This is a genomic window from Microbacterium sp. NPDC058345 (genome assembly GCF_042723855.1).
Taxonomy (GTDB): Bacteria; Actinomycetota; Actinomycetes; order Actinomycetales; family Microbacteriaceae; genus Microbacterium.
Genome location: NZ_JBHXIG010000002.1, coordinates 1 through 17,952 on the forward strand (window position 1 = coordinate 1; position 17,952 = coordinate 17,952).

The following is a 17,952-nucleotide window of genomic DNA, read 5'->3' on the forward strand; positions in this document are numbered from 1 at the left end:
TTTCTAAACTCTTTTTTTGGTGTTTTTTTTTTGTTTTTTTTTTCTGCGTGGCGTTTCTTTTTGGTGGGTTTTTTTTATGTTGGGGGGGCAACTACGTTCTTGGGGGGCCCCGCGGGGGCCCCCGGATTCGACGTTCTACCCCTCCCGTCAGACGGCCCCCGCCGGCCGGAGGCTCCGCGCGCCGCCCTTTTCGCGGAACGCGACGTGCTTCTGTGCCTGCGGCGTGTGGAGAAGCCGGTGGGGACGCGGGGGCACGAACCACACCCGCCCGCCGAGGGACGCGGGGGCACGCTCTACACCCGCGCCCCGAGGGACGCGCGGGCACGCTCTACCCACCCGCCGAGGGACGCGGGAACACGTCCCCCCTCAGACCTGGTTCACCCGAATCAGGTTCCCCGACGGATCGCGGAACGCGCAGTCCCGCACCCCGTAATCCTGATCGGTCGGCTCCTGCACGATGTCGGCGCCGCCCGCCTCCAGGCGCTCGAACAGCCCGTCGAGGTCCTCGGTGGCGAGGGTGACGGCGCCGTAGACGCCCTTCGCGATGAGGGTGAAGATCGTCTCGCGCTCCTCGTCGGTGATCCCCGGGTCGACGGCCGGCGGGTGCAGCACGATCGAGGTCGACTGCCCGGCGGGTCCCACCGTGATCCACCGCATGTTCTCGTACCCGACGTCCTTGCGGACCTCGAAGCCGAGCAGATCGCGGTAGAAGCCGAGCGCCGCCTCGGCGTCGGTGTGCGGCAGGAACGCGTTGTGGATGCTGATGTTCATGCCGTCAACGTTAGGGTGACGCGGTCGCGGCCGCTTCTCGATTCCTGACCGGTCGGGTGAACTGCTTGGCCAGGCATGGCGGGATGCCCTCGACGGAACGCGACGGGTCCGCGCGGTACGCGCTCGGAGACATGCCGACGAGCTCGGAGAAGCGCGTGCTGAACGTGCCGAGCGACGAGAACCCGACCGAGAAGCAGATCTCGGTGACCGACAGATCGCCGCGGCGCAGAAGCGTCATCGCCCGCTCGATGCGCCGGGTCATCAGGTACGAGTACGGCGATTCGCCGTAGATGCGGCGGAACTCACGGCTCAGGAACCCGGCGGACATGTGCGCGCCCCGGGCGAGCTCGTCCACGTTCAGCGGCTGCGCGAAGTCCCGGTCGATCCGGTCGCGCACCCGGCGGATCACGGTGATGTCGCGTCGATCGTCCGCAGTCGGCATGCATCCATCCTGCCAGCGCCGGCGGTGGAACGCGTTCCCGCGGACTCACTTCGCGGGTTCGAGCTGCTCCCCGTCGGCCGCGGTCACCGGCGCTGCTCCGAGACGTTCCAGCGCCTCCGCGACCCTCTCGGCGAGATACCGATGTCCCGCGGTCGAGGGATGCTTGCGTCCGACACCCACGTCGATCACGGAGAGATAGTTGTCGGGCGTGATCCACTGCTCCTTGACGGGGGAGACGTACCACCAGCCTCGTGATCCGGCGAGCGCGGCGAGCTCCCGGTCGATGCGCGCCGTGCTGGCGTCCACGGGAAGCTCATGCGGGGCGGGCCCCAGCACGACGATGGGCACCTCGGGGAACTTCTGCGTCAGTGCGTCCCAGGCCGCGTTCACCGCGGCGGGAAGAGCTGCCGCATCCTCACGGCGGTCGTTGATCGAGCCCTGGATGATGATCGCATCCGGATCGATCGCAGGATCGAGGGCGGCGATCCGCGCGCCGAAGGCGGGGCCCGTGGAGCCGGGTTTCAGATACCCGCTGCCGGGGACACCGTCGACGACGGTCTCGCCGTCGATGAGGTCCGCGAGCACGTAGGCGTATCCCAGCGTCGGCACGCTCGCGGCGGAGCCGTACGTCCACGAGTCGCCGAAGACGAGCACCGTCGGATGCTCGGGCAGCGCGAGCGGGGCGGGGGCGGCGATGCCGTCCTCCGCCGCTGCGACCGGTGCGGTCTCCACGGGCGGCTGCCAGGGTCGGGTGATGCCGAGGGAGACACCGAGGACCACCGCGAACGCGCCCACGATCACGAGGGCCGTGCGGCGCCGTCGGGTGCGGACGCGCAAGGTCATGGGACGAGGGTAAGCGATGAAGCGCCGGATGCGAATTCGGGAGCAGGAAACGCCGATCGCCCCTCCGCCGCGGCTGCGGGGAGGGGCGATCCGGGTGCTACTTCGATGTGCCCTGCGACACCGACCCCTGCAGCTGGCGCTGGAAGAGGACGTAGACGAGCAGCACGGGGAGGATCGTGATCATCACCGCCGCGAACATGGCGCCGAAGTCCACCTGGTAGCCGGCCGCCGACGCGAAGCTGGCCATACCCTGCGACAGCACGTAGTTGTCCTGGCTCGTGTTCAGCGAGATCGGCAGCAGGAACTGGTTCCACAGCCCGAGGAAGTTCATGATCGCCACGGCGGCCATGCCCGGCTTCGCCATCGGAAGCATCACCTGGAAGAACGTGCGCCACTCGCTGGCACCGTCGACGTAGGCGGCCTCCTGGATCTCGTAGGGCAGCGACTTGAAGAACGAGAACAGGAAGAACACCGTGAACGGCAGCGCGAACGCCACGTACGTGATGATCAGTCCGGGAAGCGTGTTCAGCAGCCCCATGCCCTGCAGGATGAAGAACAGCGGAACGATCGCCAGGAACACCGGGAAGGTGAGGCCCGCGAGCATCAGGTAGTAGATGACCCTGCTGCCGGGGAGCGAGAACCGCGCCAGCACGTAGGCGCACATCGCGCCGAGGATCATGACCAGCACCAGCGCGACGCCGACGACGATCACGGTGTTCAGGAACATCCGGCCGAAGTTGTTGTTCACCCAGGCGTTGACGTAGTTGTCGAAGTTCCAGTTCGCGGGCAGCCCGAACGGCGAACGGAATATCTCGGGCGTCGTCTTGAACGAGCCGATCAGCGTCCACACCATCGGCAGGATGACGACGACCGACCAGATGGCGAGGATGACGTGCGATGCGCCGCCGACCACCTTGTCGCTCGTGGTGGCCTTGGTGGTGCGCGTGCCGAGCGGGGCCGGCGTGCGGGAGTCGATCGTCACCGCGGCGCGAGTGTCGGTGCTCATGCGCGTCCTCCTTCATCCTTGCCGCCGACGAGGCGGAACACGCCGATGACGACGGCGGCGAAAACCAGGGTGAGCACGGCGAGCACGACACCCATGGCGCTGGCCAGGCCGAACTGGCCCTTCTCGAAGGCGGTGCGGAACAGGTACTGGCTCATCACCAGCGTGCTGTTGCCGGGACCGCCGGTGGCGTTCAGGCCCGCCATGTACACGAAGGCGTCCAGCGCGAGGATGCCGAGGTAGATGTATGCCGTCTGCACGTTGTCGCGGATCTGCGGCAGCAGGATCGAGGTCACCGTGCGGAATCGCCCGGCGCCGTCGATGCGCGCGGCCTCGAGCGTCTCTGCGGGGATGCCCTTGATCGCCGCGACGAACAGCACCATGTAGAAGCCGACCATGCTCCAGACGATCACGAAGATCGTGGCGCCCATCGCGGTGCGGCCGTCTCCCAGCCAGGCGAAGTCGTTCGTGTCGATGCCGAAGATGCCCAGGATGCCGTTGAGCAGCCCGCTGGGCGTGTAGATCATGTTCCACAGGATCGCGATGACGATGGCCGGGATCACGTAGGGGAAGAAGGACACCACGCGGTAGAAGCTGGAGCCCTTGAGCCCTCGGACCTGCCCGTGGCTCGGCCCGCCGACGGTGATCATGCTCGCGAAGACCAGTGCGATCACGATCGTGATGAGCGGGACGACGATCGCGAGCAGGGCGTTGTTGCCCATGGCCTGCAGGAACGTCGAGTCCTGGAACAGCCTCACGAAGTTCTGCACCCCGATGAAGTCCATGGTCGGCGAGAAGCCGGTCCAGTTCGTCATCGAGTAGTACACGGCCTGGATGAACGGCGAGATCACGAAGATCAGGAAGATCGCCAGTGGCAGGCCGAGGAACACCAGCAGGAACGAGACGTAGTCGAAGGTCAGCTTGCGCCGCCCCAGGCGGGACGGCTTGCGCCGCCCCGCCTGAGCTGCCGTGACGGCGACGGTGTCCAGCGCCGCGTCAAGACCTGGTGCTGCGGTCACTTGATCTCGATCTTCGTGACCGACGAGTCCTCGCGGACCTTGTCGGTCAGGGCCTGCAGCTGCTTTGTGATCTCCTCGACGCTCATCTTGCCGTCGAGGAACGAGTTCCAGATGGGCAGCTGGTCGGAGTTCATGCCGTACAGGTTGAACGACTTGATGGTGAAGACGTTCTCCCCGGCCGCGGCGAGCAGCTCGGACTGCGAGACGAGCGCCGTCGAGCCGAAGCCGTCGGCGGGAACGGTGTCCTTGACGATCGTCGGAGCCAGCTTCGACTTGGCGAACGCCGTCGCGGACTCCTTCGACAGCATGGTGCGCAGCAGCTCCTTGCCGCCGGCCGGATTCTTCGCCTTGCTCGGGACGACGAACGGCTCGCCGGCCTCGGCGCGCATCGTGCCGGCCGGGGTGGTCTGGCTGCCGTCGAGCGGGAGCTCGGCGATGCCCTTCATCATGAAGTTCTCGGCCGTCGTGTCCTTCATCTCGTTCTCGATCCATGAGCCCGAGGGGTACAGCAGCGCCTCCTGGTCGAGGCTCCACTGCGCCTGGGCCTGGGTGAACTGCGTGCCGCCACCACCGGGCTTGACGTAGCCAGACTGGATCAGATCGTGCAGGATCGTCAGGATGCCCTGCAGAGCGGGGTGCGACCAGCAGCCCTCCTCCAGGTTCTCCAGCGGCAGGCGCACGTCGTCGCCGGCCTGGATGACGGCCGAGTCCACCACCATGGTCTGGTAGTAGGTCGCGGCCTCCTTGCCCCAGAGGAACAGGTACTTGCCCTGGGCCTTGGCCTTCTCACCGAGCGACTTGAGGTCCTGCCAGGACTTCGGGACATCCCAGCCGTTCTCCTCGAAGAGGCTGGACGAGTACCAGATGCCGTACACGGTCATGACGTAGTTCAGGGCCACGAACCGGCCGTCGAAGGTACCCGGTGCCTCGACGCCGCCGAAGAGCGTGTCGCGGATCTTGGTGCCCTCGAGGTTCTCGGCGTCGAGCACGTCGTCGAGTTCCTCGAGCTGGTCGAGGATGGTGTTCCAGCCGATCGAGTTCGCGCCGGAGTTGTCGATCAGGTCCGGCGGGTTGCCGCCCACGAACCGGGGCTGCAGCTCCTGCGCGATCTTGGTGGACGCGGAGACCGTGACGGTGGCGCCGTCGAGGCCCTCGTTGCCCTCCATGATCTTCGCGGCGTTCTCGACGTAGTCCACGCCGTAGCCGCCGTCGAAGATGACCGCGTCGACCTTCGCGTTGGCCGCGACGCCGAAGGGGTTGTCAGAGGTGACTTCGCCCTTCGGGCCGCCGCCGCCGTTGCCGCCGCCACCCGGCGCTGCGCAGGAGGCGAGGGTCATGCCGAACGGCAGCAGCATCGCCGCTGCAGCCGCGCCGCGCAGCAGGTTGCGCCGGCTGATGGATGCTTCGTTGAGTTCCATCTTCATACCTTCCGTAGTGATGTGATCGGTGTTTGGGTTTCGGGCCGACCGGAGATCCGATCAAGCTCCCCGCCGGATGCGGCCCGCGTAGCGGTCCTCAAGGACGGAGTTGTGCTCATCGCCGCCCGGGATGTTGGCGGAGATGTACATCGGGGGAGTGTCGCCGCGCTCGGCGATCGTGCGCGCGACGCCGAGCGTCAGCAGCTGCGCGATGAAGGCGGCGGTGATCGACGAGATCGCGCCGGCGCCGATGCCGTCCGCCACCTCGAGCGTCGAGTCGCCGTAGGGTGCGAGGTTGTCGATGACGACATCGGCGACTTCGCTGAGGCGCTTGCCGCTCGGGTGCTTGGGCTCGACGCGGGCGGTGTGCTCGAGGCTGGTCACCGCGATGACCAGGTGGCCGTGCTCCTTGGCCCACAGTGCGGTGCCGACGATCGATCCGTTCACCCCGGAGTTCGACGCGATCACGAACACGTCGCCATCGTGCACCGGCACCGTCGCCATCAGCTCGTCGACGACCCACGGCTCGCGCTCCAGCGAGCCGGTCAGCACGTCGGTCTCGCGGTCGCCGTGCATGACGATGTCGCGCAGCGCGAAGCGGTTGGTGGGGATCAGGCCGCCGGCGCGCCCGGCGATCTCCATGGCGAACGCCTCGGAGTGCCCGGTGCCGAACGCCTGGATGACGGCCCCTCGGTCGAGGGCGTCGACGAGCAGCGCGATCGCGCCGTCGAGGGCGCCCGCCTCGGCCTCGGAGGCGAGTCGGTCGAGGCGGCCGGTGGCCTCGCGGAGCAGGTCGGACGGGGTGGCGGTCATCGGATCTCCTCGAGCAGGGGGGTGGGGTTGTTGTTCTTCGCCGTGCGCACGGGCCGGCGGTGGGCGGAGACGGCCATCGCGCTCGCGGCGAGCCGCCGGGATGCCTGGCCGAACATCTGCTGCGCGATGAGCAGATACAGCAGGTCGAGCACGAGCAGCTGGGAGTGCTTGACCGACAGATCGTCAGGCCGCAGATATCCGGTGGGCGCCGCCGTCGCCAGCGACACGTCTGCGAGGCCGGCCAGCCAGGATTCCGCGTCGTGGGTGATCGCGACGGTGAAGGCACCGGCGGCACCGGCCTGCGACAGCATCTGCACCGTCTCGTCGGTGCGGCCCGTGCTCGAGATGCCGATCGCGACCGAATCCCGGTTCTGCAGCACGGCGCTGGTGAGTCCGTCGTGCACATCCGACCAGGAGTGCGCGTTCACGCCGATGCGGTACAGCCGGCCTTGGAACTCGCGCGCGATCACCCCGCTTCCGCCGACGCCGTAGATGTCGACGTGACGACTGGCGGTGATCGCGTCCGCGACCCGCAGCACATTGTCCATCTCGAGACGTGCGGCCGTGCTCTCCAGGCTCTCGACATGCAGGGCGACGAGCGTCTGCAGCACCTTGTCCGGCTCGTCCTCCGCGCCGAACTCGCCGCCGATGTCGGCCTGCCAGCTCTCCCCGGCGTCGCCCCGACCGATCTCACTGGCCACGCCGACGCGGAACTGCGTGTATCCGTCGAAGCCCAGCGCCCGGCAGAAGCGGGTCACCGTCGCGGGTGACGTGCCGGCACGGTCGGCGAGCTCGGTGATCGTGAGTTCGACGGGTGCCGTGGGATGCTCGGTCACGACATCGGCGATCTTGCTCATCGCCGTCGGCATGGCCCGGCGACCGGCCGCGATGCGGCGAGCGATCGTCAGCCCGTTGCCGATGTCTCCTGACCGTGGCACCATTGCCTCCTGAATTGCCCCGCGGGGCTCCGTCGTTGAGATGAAAACTATTCTCACGCGACGAAAACGTCAAATAGGACAACATCACAAATGAGTCACGAACCGCTTCTGCTCGGGATCGACGCCGGTGGAACCTCGACGCGAGCGGTGTTGACCGACTCCCGCGGCGAATGCCTGGGTTACGGCGTCGGAGGCCGCGGCAACCCGATCTCGGCCGGTCCGGAGCGCGCCGCTGACGGTGTGATGGAGGCGATCGCCGGCGCCCTGCAGACCGCCGGCCGATCGCTGGCGGACATCGCCGTGGTCACTCCGGCCATGGCCGGCAGCCGCGCCTCCGGCGACCACACGTGGCTGCGCGCACGACTCGGGCAGCACGGATTCGACGGTCGCCTCGTCTTCGAGTCGGATCTGCTCGCGGCGTACTTCAGCGGCTCCGCATCGCCGTTCGGCTATGCGCTGGTCTCCGGCACCGGCGCGTGCGTGGTGCGCGTGCGGGACGGGCGCATCGACGGCACGGGAGACGGCCTGGGCTGGCTGCTCGGCGACCGCGGCAGCGGATTCTGGATCGGGGAGGCGGTGGCGCGCGCTGTCGCTCAGGACCTCGATCGCACGGGACCCGCTACGGCGATGACCGACCCGGTTCTCGCACACTACGGGCTGGTGTCCACGGGCGTCGTCAGGGAAGGTCGCACCGACGTGCTCGAGGGACTCGTCGAGGCGCTCTACTCCCGGCCGCCGATCGAGCTCGCGGCCCTCGCCCCCTTCGCGTTCGCGCAGCCGGACCCGGTCGCCGACGGCATCCTGCGCACCGCGGGGGAGCATCTCGCCGACACCCTCGCGGCGGTGCTGTCCGGGCCGGGGCCGCTGGTGATCGGCGGCAGCGTGCTCTCCCGGTCCGGTCCGGTGCGCGACGCCTTCCTGGCGCGGCTCGGTGACGCCGCCGACGGCCTCGATGTGCTCGCGGTGGGCGACGGGGCGATCGGCGCCGCGTTCCTCGCCGTGCGCGCGGCGGGGGGAGAGCCGGATGCCACGACGCTCGAGACGCTGACACGGACGATCGCCCGCTTCCGCTGAGCGCCCGCGGCCCGCAGGACACGCCGGGGTCGCACACGCGGCGCGAGTAGGATTGGTCGTCTATGAACCCTGAAACGCTCGCCGCCGCCGTCCTCGCCGTCCTCGCCCCGATCGCGGCCGAGCGTCGACCCGACGAGGAGCTCGGCGTCACGGCATCCGACGTGGTGCTCGAGCGCCCGCGCAACCGGGATCACGGCGATTGGGCCACCAACGTCGCCATGCGCTTCGCCAAGCGGCTGGGCACCGGCCCGCGGGAGCTGGCACAGCAGATCGCGGACGGGCTCGCCCAGGTCGACGGAATCGCCGAGGTCGAGGTCGCAGGACCCGGATTCATCAACATCCGACTCGAGGCGGCGGCCGCCGGTGCCCTCGCCAGGACGATCGTCGAAGCCGGCACGGGGTACGGATCCAACGACTCCCAGGCCGGTGTGTCGGTGAACGTCGAGTTCGTGTCGGCCAATCCGACCGGACCGCTGCACATCGCCCACACGCGCTGGGCGGCACTGGGCGACTCCATCGTGCGCCTGCTGCTGGCCAGCGGGGCGAACGCCGTGCGCGAGTACTACATCAACGACGCCGGCGTTCAGATGGAGCGCTTCGGGCGCTCGGTGCTCGCCGCTGCCAAGGGTGAGCCGACCCCCGAGGACGGTTACCCCGGCGCGTACATCGCCGAGCTCGCACGTCGCGTGGTCGAGGCCCGCCCCGACCTGCTCACGCTGCCTGCGGACGAGCAGCTCGTCGTCGCACGAGACCAGGCGTACGCGTTTCAGCTCGCCGAGATCAAGGCGTCGCTGGACCGGTTCAACGTGCCGTTCGACGTGTGGTTCTCGGAGCGCGCGCTGCACGCTCCCGGCGAGGACGGCGGTGCGAGCCTGATCGACAGGGCCGTGGACCGGCTGCGCCAGCAGGGGCACGTCTTCGATGAGGACGGCGCCGTCTGGGTGCGCACCACGGACTTCACCGACGACAAGGACCGCGTGATCCGCCGCTCCAACGGCGAGTACACGTATTTCGCCGCCGACGCGGCGTACTACCTCGACAAGGGCGACCGGGGTTTCGCGAACAAGATCTACCTGCTCGGCGCCGACCATCACGGCTATGTCAACCGCCTGAAGGCGGTGGCCGGTGCCGCAGGCGAGGATCCCGACGAGAACATCCAGGTGCTGATCGGCCAGATGGTGTCGATCAACGGCGCGCGTCTGTCCAAGCGTGCCGGGAACATCATCGAGATGGACGAGCTGCTGGACTGGCTCGGCACCGACGCTCTGCGCTATTCGCTGGAGCGCTCGCCGGCCGACTCGCCGCTCGACCTCGACCCTGAGCTGCTGCAGAAGCGCACCAACGACAACCCGGTGTTCTACGTCCAGTACGCGCACGCGCGCACGCACAACGTGGCGCGCAACGCGGCGGACTCCGGCGTCGACCGCTCCGAGTTCGCACCGGAGCTGCTCACTCACGAGACGGAGTCCGCGCTGCTGGGAGCGCTGCAGGAGTTCCCGCGCATCGTCGGGTTCGCCGCAGAGGTGCGCGAGCCGCATCGCGTGGCCCGCTACCTCGAAGAGCTCGCCGGCCTCTACCACCGCTGGTACGACAACTGCCGGGTGATCCCTCAGGGCGACGACCCGATCGAGACCGTGCATCGCACGCGCCTGTGGCTCAACGACGCCACGGGCCAGGTGCTGCGCAACGGACTGGCGCTGCTGGGCGTCTCCGCCCCCGAGCGGATGTGAGATGACGGCGGCGCGGCGGGCGCGATGGCCCTGGGTCCTGTCGGTCCTGGTGCTGGTGCTCGCGGCGCTCGTCGTCGCCGCCGAGCTGACCGCGCGGGCCGTGCTTCCTGGCGTCGTCCGCTCCATCGTCGTCGACCAGCTCGACCTGCCCGCCGACCAGCAGCTGGACGTCGAGGCGTCGGGAGTGCTGCTGCCCCAGCTCATCGGCGGCCGGCTCGACGAGCTGCATCTCGCCTCGGACCACGTGACCATCGGCGGGGTCACCGGGGCGGCCGACGTCACCGCGACCGGCGTTCCGCTGCACGGCGGAGCGCTCGGCGGCGCCGAGGGCACGGTCGCCGTCGACGCCGAGCAGTTCCAGGCGCTCATCGATCGCTCCGGCCTGCCCATCGAGGACATCCGATTCCAGGAACCGGACGTCACGATCAGCGGCACAGCGGAGCTCTTCGGCGCACCGGTGCCGCTCGGCTTGACCGTCACCCCCGGGGCGGATGCGGGTGAGCTGCTGCTGACCCCCGTGTCGGCTTCGCTGGCGGGGAGCCGGATCGACCTCGACGAGCTGTCGGATCGGTTCGGCGGTCTGGGCGGTCAGCTGGTGGCGACCCGGCGCGTCTGCATCGCCGATCGGCTTCCGGCGGGGATCACCCTGACCGGGCTGCGGATCGAGGGCGGCAGCGCGGTCGCCGACATCCGGGCGGACGGCCGCATCGCCGTCGACCCTGCTCTGCTCGAGAACGGCGAGTGCTGAGACCCGATCAGGTCGACGAGTGCTCCGCGGCGACGGATTCCTGCGCCGCCCGCAGGCGCGAGGTCGCGGCACGCGCATCCTGCTCGGCCAGGCGCAGCGCGTTCTCGGCGAGCGTCTCCGCCCCGTAGCGGGTTCCCACGCGATCATGCTCCTCGTCGGCCGCGGTGGCGATGTACGCGCTGGCGAGCAGGATCACCTGCGTCGACAGGTTCAGCCAGAGCAGCAGCGCCAGCAGCGAGGCGAACGAGGCGAGCAGCGGGTTGGAGCGGGCTCCGCCGACGAACAGCCCGGACAGCTCCTGCAGCACGACGAGCGCGACAGCGCCGAGCGCGGCGCCCAGCCACAGCGATCGCGCCGAGGCGCGCACACCCGACAGCAGGCGGAAGGCAGCCGCGATCAGCACGGCGTCGAGGGCGAACACCACGACGAGCGACAGCAGTCGCACGCTCCAGAAGATGCCGGCGGAGTCCTCGGGAACACCCAGGAGCCCTGCGGCGCCGTTGACGATCGCCTCACCCGCGAAGGTCAGCGCCGCGGCTCCCAGGAAGGTGCCGGCGATGACGACCGCGAGCAGCAGATTGCGCAGCAGCATGAGATACCACGCGACGTCGGCCCGATCCGTGCCCGCGATGGTGCGCATGCCGGCTCGCAGCGATCCGATCGCGCCCAGCGCGGCGCCCACCAGTGCGATCAACGAGATCACCCCCGTGATCGACAGTCCCGCGGGGGCGCGGATGGTGTCGAGATCGACGATCCCGCCGCCGTCGGGGGTCGTCTTCACCAGGCCGGGCACGGCGGCGTCCACGGCGGAGACCACGGCATCCCACGCGGCGCCGTCACTCGAGAGCCACAGCGCGGCTGCCGAGAACCCCAGCAGCAGGGCGGCGAAGATGCTGAAGAGCGCGCGGTAGGTCACCGCGTCGGCGAGCACCGGCCCTCGTCGTCCTGCGTACCGCAGCGCCGCGCGCACCAGCCGCCAGCGCAGCAGCCCTCGTATCAACGCCGCCATCAACCGCGCGAAACGACCCTGGTGTTCCGATCCCGAGGAAGCATTCATCTCGTCCACCATAATGAGCGCGATGTCACACCCGGGGAGGGTTGACAGGACGCCGAGGGGCGGTGCTCTAGAATCGGGGGCAACCTCGGAGCCACCCGTCCGCCCGGGGATCCATTCCACGATTGGTGCTCCGTGCATTCCGCTGCCTCATCGCCCGCTCCCGGATGGCTCGTCGAGCCCGACGACGCCAATGACCTCGTCCGCGCGGTGTGGCCCGCCTCGGCGAGCCGCGACGAGACCGGCGCGCTGGTGCTCGGCGGCGTGAGCGCGACGGACATCGTGCACCGGCACGGCACGCCGGTGCTGGTCATCGACGAGTCCGAGGTGCGCGGACGGGCCGGCGCGCTGCGCGCGGCGTTCGAGTCCGCGGCGTCGGCGCACGGAACATCGGCGCGCGTCTACTACGCGGGCAAAGCGCTTCTGAGCACCGAGATCGTCCGCTGGGTCATGGACGAGGGGCTCAACCTCGACGTGTGCACCGGGGGAGAGCTCGAGGTCGCTCTCGCAGCCGGCGCGGACGCCGCCCGGCTCGGCTTCCACGGCAACAACAAGTCGGTCGCCGAGCTCGCACGGGCCGTGGAGGCGGGCGTCGGCACCGTCATCGTCGACAGCGCGATCGAGATCGAGCGACTCGCCGCGATCACATCGCGCAGCGGCGCCGTACAGCGCGTCATGCTCAGGGTGAACAGCGGCGTGCACGCCGAGACCCACGACTTCCTCGCCACCGCGCATGAAGACCAGAAGTTCGGCTTCCCACTGGCGGACGCGCCGGCGGCGGTCGCGCGCATCCGCGAGATCCCCGGACTGAACTTCACCGGTCTGCACTGCCACATCGGCTCGCAGATCTTCGGCGTCGCCGGCTTCCGCGAGTCGGCGTCGCGCCTGCTGGATCTGCACGAGGAGCTGCTCGCCGACGGCGACATCCCCCAGCTGAACCTCGGCGGCGGCTTCGGCATCGCCTACACGCGCGTCGATGATCCGACGCCGATCGCACAACTCGCCGAGGGGATCGTCGCGGCGGTCGCCGAGGGATGCGCGGCGCGCGGCATCCCGGTACCCGCCCTGTCCTTCGAGCCGGGGCGCGCCGTCGTCGGCAACGCCGGTGTCACGCTGTACGAGGTCGGCACGATCAAGGACGTCACCCTCGACGCGGGCCGTCGGCGGTACGTGAGCGTCGACGGCGGCATGAGCGACAATGCGCGAACGGCGCTGTACGGCGCGCAGTACTCGGCCCGGCTCGCGTCGCGTTCCGGCGCCGAAGCGGCCGTGCTGGTCCGCGTGGTCGGACGGCACTGCGAGTCGGGCGACATCGTGGTCGACCACGAATACCTTCCCGGGGACGTCACACCCGGAGACCTGCTCGCCGTCCCCGCGACGGGTGCATACTGCGCGCCGCTGTCGAGCAATTACAACCACGTACCCCGCCCGCCGATCATCGCCGTGCGCGACGGTGCCTCCCGCGTGATCGTGCGCGGCGAGTCGATGCGGGATCTGCTGGCGCGCGACGCCGGGATCGACCTGTGACCCGGCTGCCGGCCGCCGCCGCAGCCGGAGCGAACGTCCACACCCCCGACACGCTGAGGAGCGCAGATGACTGAATACCGACGACTTCGCGTGGCGCTGCTCGGAGCCGGAGCCGTCGGCTCGCAGGTCGCTTCGCTGCTGCTGAGGCACGGAGACGAGCTGGCCGACCGCGCCGGGGCCGAGCTCGAGCTCGCGGGGATCGCCGTCCGCGACCTCGAGGCACCTCGCGACGTCGAGCTGCCTCGCGAGCTGTTCACGACCGATGCCGAATCGCTGATCACCGGCGCCGACATCGTCATCGAGCTGATGGGCGGCATCGAGCCCGCACGCTCGCACATCCTGCGGGGCCTGGGCTCCGGCGCGGATGTGGTGACCGCGAACAAGGCGCTGCTGGCCACCCACGGTCCCGAGGTCTTCGAGGCCGCCGACCGCGTGGGCGCTTCGGTGTACTACGAGGCGGCCGCCGCCGGTGCCATCCCGATCATCCGCCCGCTGCGCGATTCGCTCGCCGGTGACCGCGTCGTCCGCATCATGGGCATCGTGAACGGCACCACCAACTACATCCTCGATCGGATGGACAGCGAGGGTGCTGACTTCGCCGACGTGCTCGCCGATGCTCAGCGCCTCGGCTACGCGGAGGCCGACCCGACCGCCGACGTCGAGGGATACGACGCCGCCCAGAAGGCCGCGATCCTCGCCAGCCTCGCGTTCCACACCGCGGTGCCTCTCGACGCCGTGCACCGCGAGGGCATCACCTCCGTCACGGCCGCCATGATCGAAGAGGCCCGCGCCGCCGGCTTCGTGATCAAGCTGCTCGCCGTGTGCGAGCGCCTGAGTGGGGCGGACGCCGAGTCCATCTCGGTGCGGGTCTACCCGGCACTCGTGCCGCGTTCGCACCCGCTGGCCTCAGTGCACGGCGCCAACAACGCCGTGTTCGTCGAGGCCGAAGCGGCCGGCTCTCTGATGTTCTACGGCGCCGGCGCCGGTGGCGTGCAGACCGCGTCGGCCGTGCTCGGCGACGTCGTCTCCGCCGCACGGCGGCACATCGCCGGCGGCGTCGGCGTCGGCGAATCCACCAGGGCCAACCTTCCGGTGGTGTCGATCGGACACGTGACCACGCGGTACCAGATCACCCTCGAGGTCACCGACGAGCCAGGGGTGCTCGCGACCGTCGCCGGCATCCTCAGCGAGGGCGGCGTCTCGGTCGCGACGCTCGTGCAGACGGTCGCGCACGGCGAAGGCGAAGACGACGCCGCGACGGCCCACCTCATCATCGGCACGCATCGAGCCCCGGACAGTGCGCTGAGCGCGGCGGTCGATCGTCTGGCGGCCAGCGATGTCGTCGAGCGCGTCGTGTCCGTGCTGCGCGTCGAAGGGGAGTGAGAGTGGGAGTCACGGTCGTCCCCGACGAGATGGCGCCCGCCGTCGTCGAGCAGCAGCACGTCGAGGGCGCGCTGCGGACGATCACCGTCACCGTGCCCGCGACCAGCGCGAACCTGGGTCCGGGGTTCGACACCCTGGGCCTGGCGCTGAGCATCTACGACTCGCTCACCGTGTCCTCCTTCGCCGACGACCGCCTCGAGATCGAGGTGACCGGCTCGGGGGCGGAGGAGATCCCACGGGACGCGACCAATCTCGTCGTGCGGGCGGTCGCCCACGCGTATGCGGATGCCGGGCGCGACATGCCCGGACTGCGCATCCACGCCGAGAACGGCATCCCGCACGGGCGCGGCATGGGGTCGTCCGGTGCCGCCGTCACCGCGGGGATCCTCATCGCCAAGGGCCTGCTGGCCGGCGATGTCGACCTCGACGACGCGCGGCTGCTGCGCCTCGCCACCGAACTCGAGGGGCATCCCGACAACGTCGCGCCCGCACTGTTCGGCGGCCTGACGATCGCCTGGACCGGGGAGCGCGGACCTCAGCACAAGAAGCTGCTCGTGCATCGGGGCGTGGCACCCCTCGTGTTCGTACCCGGCTTCACGATGTCGACCTCGCTCGCTCGATCGCTGCAGCCGCATCAGGTGCCCCGCGAGGACGCCGTGTTCAACGTGTCGCGCTCGGCGCTGCTCGTCGCGGCGCTGACGCAGAGCCCCGAGCTTCTGCTGGACGCCACGGCCGACCGGCTGCATCAGGACTACCGCGGCGCCGCGATGCCCGAGACGCTGACGCTCGTGCAGGCCCTGCGCGCCCAGGGGTTCGCCGCCGTCGTCTCCGGTGCGGGCCCGAGCGTGCTCGTGCTCGCCGACGGCCCCGGTGAGCGCCAGCGGGCCGCCGAGGTCGCGGATGCCGTCACGAACACCCCATGGGAGGCGCACATGCTCGCCGTCGATGTGTTGGGTGGTACAGTTAGGGATCGAGCGGAGGGCTCCACGTAACTTCGTGAATCTCGCCCCCTCGCATTTCTGCGAAATCCGCACGCGATCCCCAGAGTCATGGTGTTTCAGCATCCGTGTTGCAGTGCGGTGCCGTATCGCCGTGAATCTGGCCTCAGGCCTCAGCGCCCGCGCGTGTGATGCGTGCAGCGTCCGCTGCACGCTTCCGGATTGCTCATCCCCACGACATATGAGGGAGTACTCGTGGAGAACTTCTCCGAGACCCAGACCGATCAGCCGGCTGTCGATTCGGCCGCATCCGATACCTCGAGCCCCGCGGCTCCCGCTCGCAAGCGCGCGCCGCGCCGTGCCACGTCGGCATCCGCCGCGGCCACTGCGGAGGCGACCGTGAGCGAGGCTCCGGCCGCGCCGGCGAACGAGGCCCCCGCGCCCGAGGCGGCCGCCGCTGATGAGGCGCCGAAGGCCAAGGCCCCGCGCCGCACCCGGGCGAAGAAGGCCGACGCCGAGAGCACGGCCGGCACCGAGACCACCGACGCCGCGGCCGCGAACGCTCCTGCCACCGACGATGCGGCGGTCGAGGCACCCGCGAAGCCCGCACGCAAGCGCCCGACGAGCAAGAAGGCCAAGGCCGAGGAGGCTCCCGCAGCGGATGCCGCCGAGCAGCAGCCCGAGACTTCTGCCGCCGCGACGGACGCCGACGCCGACGCCAAGCCCGCCAAGCGGCCCGCCCGCGGCCGCCGCGGCGCGAAGTCCGGTGACGCCGATGCGGCCGGCGAGCAGCAGACCGCCGACTCGGCACCGGCCGACGCCGGCTCGCAGGGCGAGCAGGCCACCACGCCCGACAACGGCGACGCCGGTGACGGCGACGGTGGCGGCCGTCGCAACCGCAACCGCAGCCGCAACCGTGGTCGCGGCCAGAACGGCAACGGCGGTCAGGCCGACAACGCTCCGGCCGACGAGGAGCAGTCCTCGGGTCGCACGCGTCAGCGCAACAAGCGCCGCGGCGGAGGCAACCAGACGGCCGACGAGTTCGAGACCGAGATCGGCGAGGACGACGTGCTCATCCCGATCGCGGGAATCCTCGACGTGCTCGACAACTACGCCTTCGTGCGCACGACCGGATACCTCGCCGGTTCCAGCGACGTGTACGTGTCGCTCGGCCAGGTGAAGAAGTACAACCTGCGCAAGGGCGATGCGGTCGTCGGCGCGATCAAGCAGCCCCGCGAGGGCGAGCAGCAGGGGCGTCAAAAGTACAACGCCCTCGTCAAGGTCGACTCGGTCAACGGGCTGTCGCCCGACGACGCGGCGAGCCGGGTCGAGTTCGGCAAGCTCACCCCGCTGTACCCGCAGGAGCGCCTGCGTCTGGAGACCGCTCCCGAGAAGCTCACACAGCGCATCATCGACCTCGTCGCCCCGATCGGCAAGGGCCAGCGCGGCCTCATCGTCGCGCCGCCCAAGGCGGGCAAGACCATCGTGCTGCAGCAGATCGCGAACGCCATCGCGCAGAACAACCCCGAGGTGCACCTCATGGTCGTTCTCGTCGACGAGCGTCCCGAAGAGGTCACCGACATGCAGCGTTCGGTGAAGGGCGAGGTCATCGCGTCGACCTTCGATCGTCCCGCCGAGGACCACACCACGGTCGCCGAGCTCGCCATCGAGCGTGCAAAGCGCCTGGTCGAGCTGGGTCGTGACGTCGTGGTGCTGCTCGACTCGATCACGCGCCTCGGCCGTGCCTACAACATCTCGGCGCCGGCGTCCGGCCGCGTGCTCACCGGTGGTGTCGACGCCTCGGCACTGTACCCGCCGAAGCGCTTCTTCGGCGCCGCGCGCAACATCGAGAACGGCGGATCGCTGACCATCCTCGCCACGGCGCTCGTCGAGACCGGATCGAAGATGGACGAGGTGATCTTCGAGGAGTTCAAGGGCACCGGCAACAGCGAGCTGCGCCTGTCGCGCGCGCTGGCCGACAAGCGCATCTTCCCGGCCGTCGACGTCAACGCGTCGAGCACCCGGCGTGAGGAGATGCTGCTCTCGTCCGACGAGGTCAAGATCACCTGGAAGCTGCGTCGCGCCCTCGCCGGACTCGACCCGCAGCAGGCGCTGGAGGTCGTCCTCGGCAAGCTGAAGGAGACGAGCTCGAACGTGGAGTTCCTGTTCCAGATGCAGAAGTCGATCCCGACTCCGCCGCAGAGCGGCTCCAACCACGGTCACGAGAACAACATCCGCTGACCGTCTGCCG

Annotated in this window: 16 protein-coding genes; 7 read left to right on the forward strand and 9 right to left on the reverse strand. The window is 69.6% G+C overall.

All coding sequences use genetic code 11. The features are described from left to right. Positions 1-366: 366 nt before the first annotated feature. The 8 genes from ACFWH5_RS07540 to ACFWH5_RS07575 all read right to left on the reverse strand — a co-directional run bounded on the left by ACFWH5_RS07540 (position 367) and on the right by ACFWH5_RS07575 (position 7,247). Entirely contained in the window at positions 367-771 is a 405-nt protein-coding gene (locus ACFWH5_RS07540; RefSeq protein WP_378833589.1) for a VOC family protein, read from the reverse strand. 10 nt (positions 772-781) lie between these two features. Next, the gene (locus ACFWH5_RS07545) at positions 782-1,213 is read right to left on the reverse strand and encodes a helix-turn-helix transcriptional regulator (protein ID WP_378833590.1); all 432 of its coding nucleotides are present in this window, start codon (positions 1,211-1,213) and stop codon (positions 782-784) included. Between the two features lie 45 nt (positions 1,214-1,258). Continuing rightward, the gene (locus tag ACFWH5_RS07550) at positions 1,259-2,056 is read right to left on the reverse strand and encodes an SGNH/GDSL hydrolase family protein (RefSeq protein WP_378833593.1); all 798 of its coding nucleotides are present in this window, start codon (positions 2,054-2,056) and stop codon (positions 1,259-1,261) included. A gap of 97 nt (positions 2,057-2,153) precedes the next feature. After that, positions 2,154-3,062 carry a carbohydrate ABC transporter permease gene (locus ACFWH5_RS07555; RefSeq protein ID WP_378833595.1) on the reverse strand — a complete coding sequence of 303 codons (909 nt, stop codon included), beginning with the start codon at positions 3,060-3,062 and terminating at the stop codon, positions 2,154-2,156. Continuing rightward, positions 3,059-4,078: a carbohydrate ABC transporter permease gene (locus tag ACFWH5_RS07560; RefSeq protein WP_378833597.1), complete on the reverse strand. Its 1,020-nt coding sequence runs from the start codon at positions 4,076-4,078 to the stop codon at positions 3,059-3,061. Before ACFWH5_RS07560 ends, ACFWH5_RS07555 begins: the two co-directional genes overlap by 4 nt. After that, positions 4,075-5,496 (reverse strand): N-acetylglucosamine/diacetylchitobiose ABC transporter substrate-binding protein, encoded by a 1,422-nt coding sequence (gene ngcE / locus ACFWH5_RS07565; RefSeq protein ID WP_378833599.1) that lies wholly within the window; start codon positions 5,494-5,496, stop codon positions 4,075-4,077. The genes ACFWH5_RS07560 and ngcE overlap by 4 nt, the downstream gene beginning before the upstream one ends. Positions 5,497-5,556: 60 nt before the next feature. Further along, a complete protein-coding gene (locus tag ACFWH5_RS07570; RefSeq protein WP_378833601.1) occupies positions 5,557-6,309 on the reverse strand; it encodes a sugar isomerase domain-containing protein in 753 nt (250 codons plus the stop codon). Further along, entirely contained in the window at positions 6,306-7,247 is a 942-nt protein-coding gene (locus tag ACFWH5_RS07575) for a MurR/RpiR family transcriptional regulator (protein WP_378833603.1), read from the reverse strand. The genes ACFWH5_RS07570 and ACFWH5_RS07575 overlap by 4 nt, the downstream gene beginning before the upstream one ends. A 90-nt stretch (positions 7,248-7,337) precedes the next feature. Here ACFWH5_RS07575 and ACFWH5_RS07580 point away from each other — a divergent pair, with 90 nt between their 5' ends. The 3 genes from ACFWH5_RS07580 to ACFWH5_RS07590 all read left to right on the forward strand — a co-directional run bounded on the left by ACFWH5_RS07580 (position 7,338) and on the right by ACFWH5_RS07590 (position 10,799). Next, the gene (locus ACFWH5_RS07580) at positions 7,338-8,321 is read left to right on the forward strand and encodes an N-acetylglucosamine kinase (RefSeq protein ID WP_378833606.1); all 984 of its coding nucleotides are present in this window, start codon (positions 7,338-7,340) and stop codon (positions 8,319-8,321) included. A gap of 62 nt (positions 8,322-8,383) precedes the next feature. Beyond that, complete coding sequence (argS, locus tag ACFWH5_RS07585) at positions 8,384-10,051, forward strand: arginine--tRNA ligase (RefSeq protein ID WP_378833608.1); 1,668 nt, start codon at positions 8,384-8,386, stop codon at positions 10,049-10,051. Position 10,052: 1 nt separating this feature from the next. Next, complete coding sequence (locus tag ACFWH5_RS07590) at positions 10,053-10,799, forward strand: DUF2993 domain-containing protein (RefSeq protein ID WP_378833609.1); 747 nt, start codon at positions 10,053-10,055, stop codon at positions 10,797-10,799. Between the two features lie 7 nt (positions 10,800-10,806). Here the strand turns inward: ACFWH5_RS07590 and ACFWH5_RS07595 are convergent, their stop codons facing one another. After that, positions 10,807-11,856, reverse strand: coding sequence for a YhjD/YihY/BrkB family envelope integrity protein (locus ACFWH5_RS07595; protein WP_378833611.1), 1,050 nt, complete (start codon positions 11,854-11,856; stop codon positions 10,807-10,809). Between the two features lie 132 nt (positions 11,857-11,988). On the opposite strand from ACFWH5_RS07595, the gene lysA reads away from it, so the two are divergent. From lysA to rho, 4 genes are all read left to right on the forward strand, one after another. Next, a complete protein-coding gene (gene lysA / locus ACFWH5_RS07600; RefSeq protein WP_378833612.1) occupies positions 11,989-13,380 on the forward strand; it encodes a diaminopimelate decarboxylase in 1,392 nt (463 codons plus the stop codon). Between the two features lie 66 nt (positions 13,381-13,446). Continuing rightward, positions 13,447-14,763: a homoserine dehydrogenase gene (locus ACFWH5_RS07605; RefSeq protein ID WP_378833614.1), complete on the forward strand. Its 1,317-nt coding sequence runs from the start codon at positions 13,447-13,449 to the stop codon at positions 14,761-14,763. A 29-nt stretch (positions 14,764-14,792) separates the two neighbouring features. Continuing rightward, a complete protein-coding gene (thrB, locus tag ACFWH5_RS07610) occupies positions 14,793-15,755 on the forward strand; it encodes a homoserine kinase (protein ID WP_378834784.1) in 963 nt (320 codons plus the stop codon). A gap of 201 nt (positions 15,756-15,956) precedes the next feature. Beyond that, positions 15,957-17,942 carry a transcription termination factor Rho gene (gene rho / locus ACFWH5_RS07615; protein ID WP_378833615.1) on the forward strand — a complete coding sequence of 662 codons (1,986 nt, stop codon included), beginning with the start codon at positions 15,957-15,959 and terminating at the stop codon, positions 17,940-17,942. Positions 17,943-17,952: the final 10 nt, after the last annotated feature.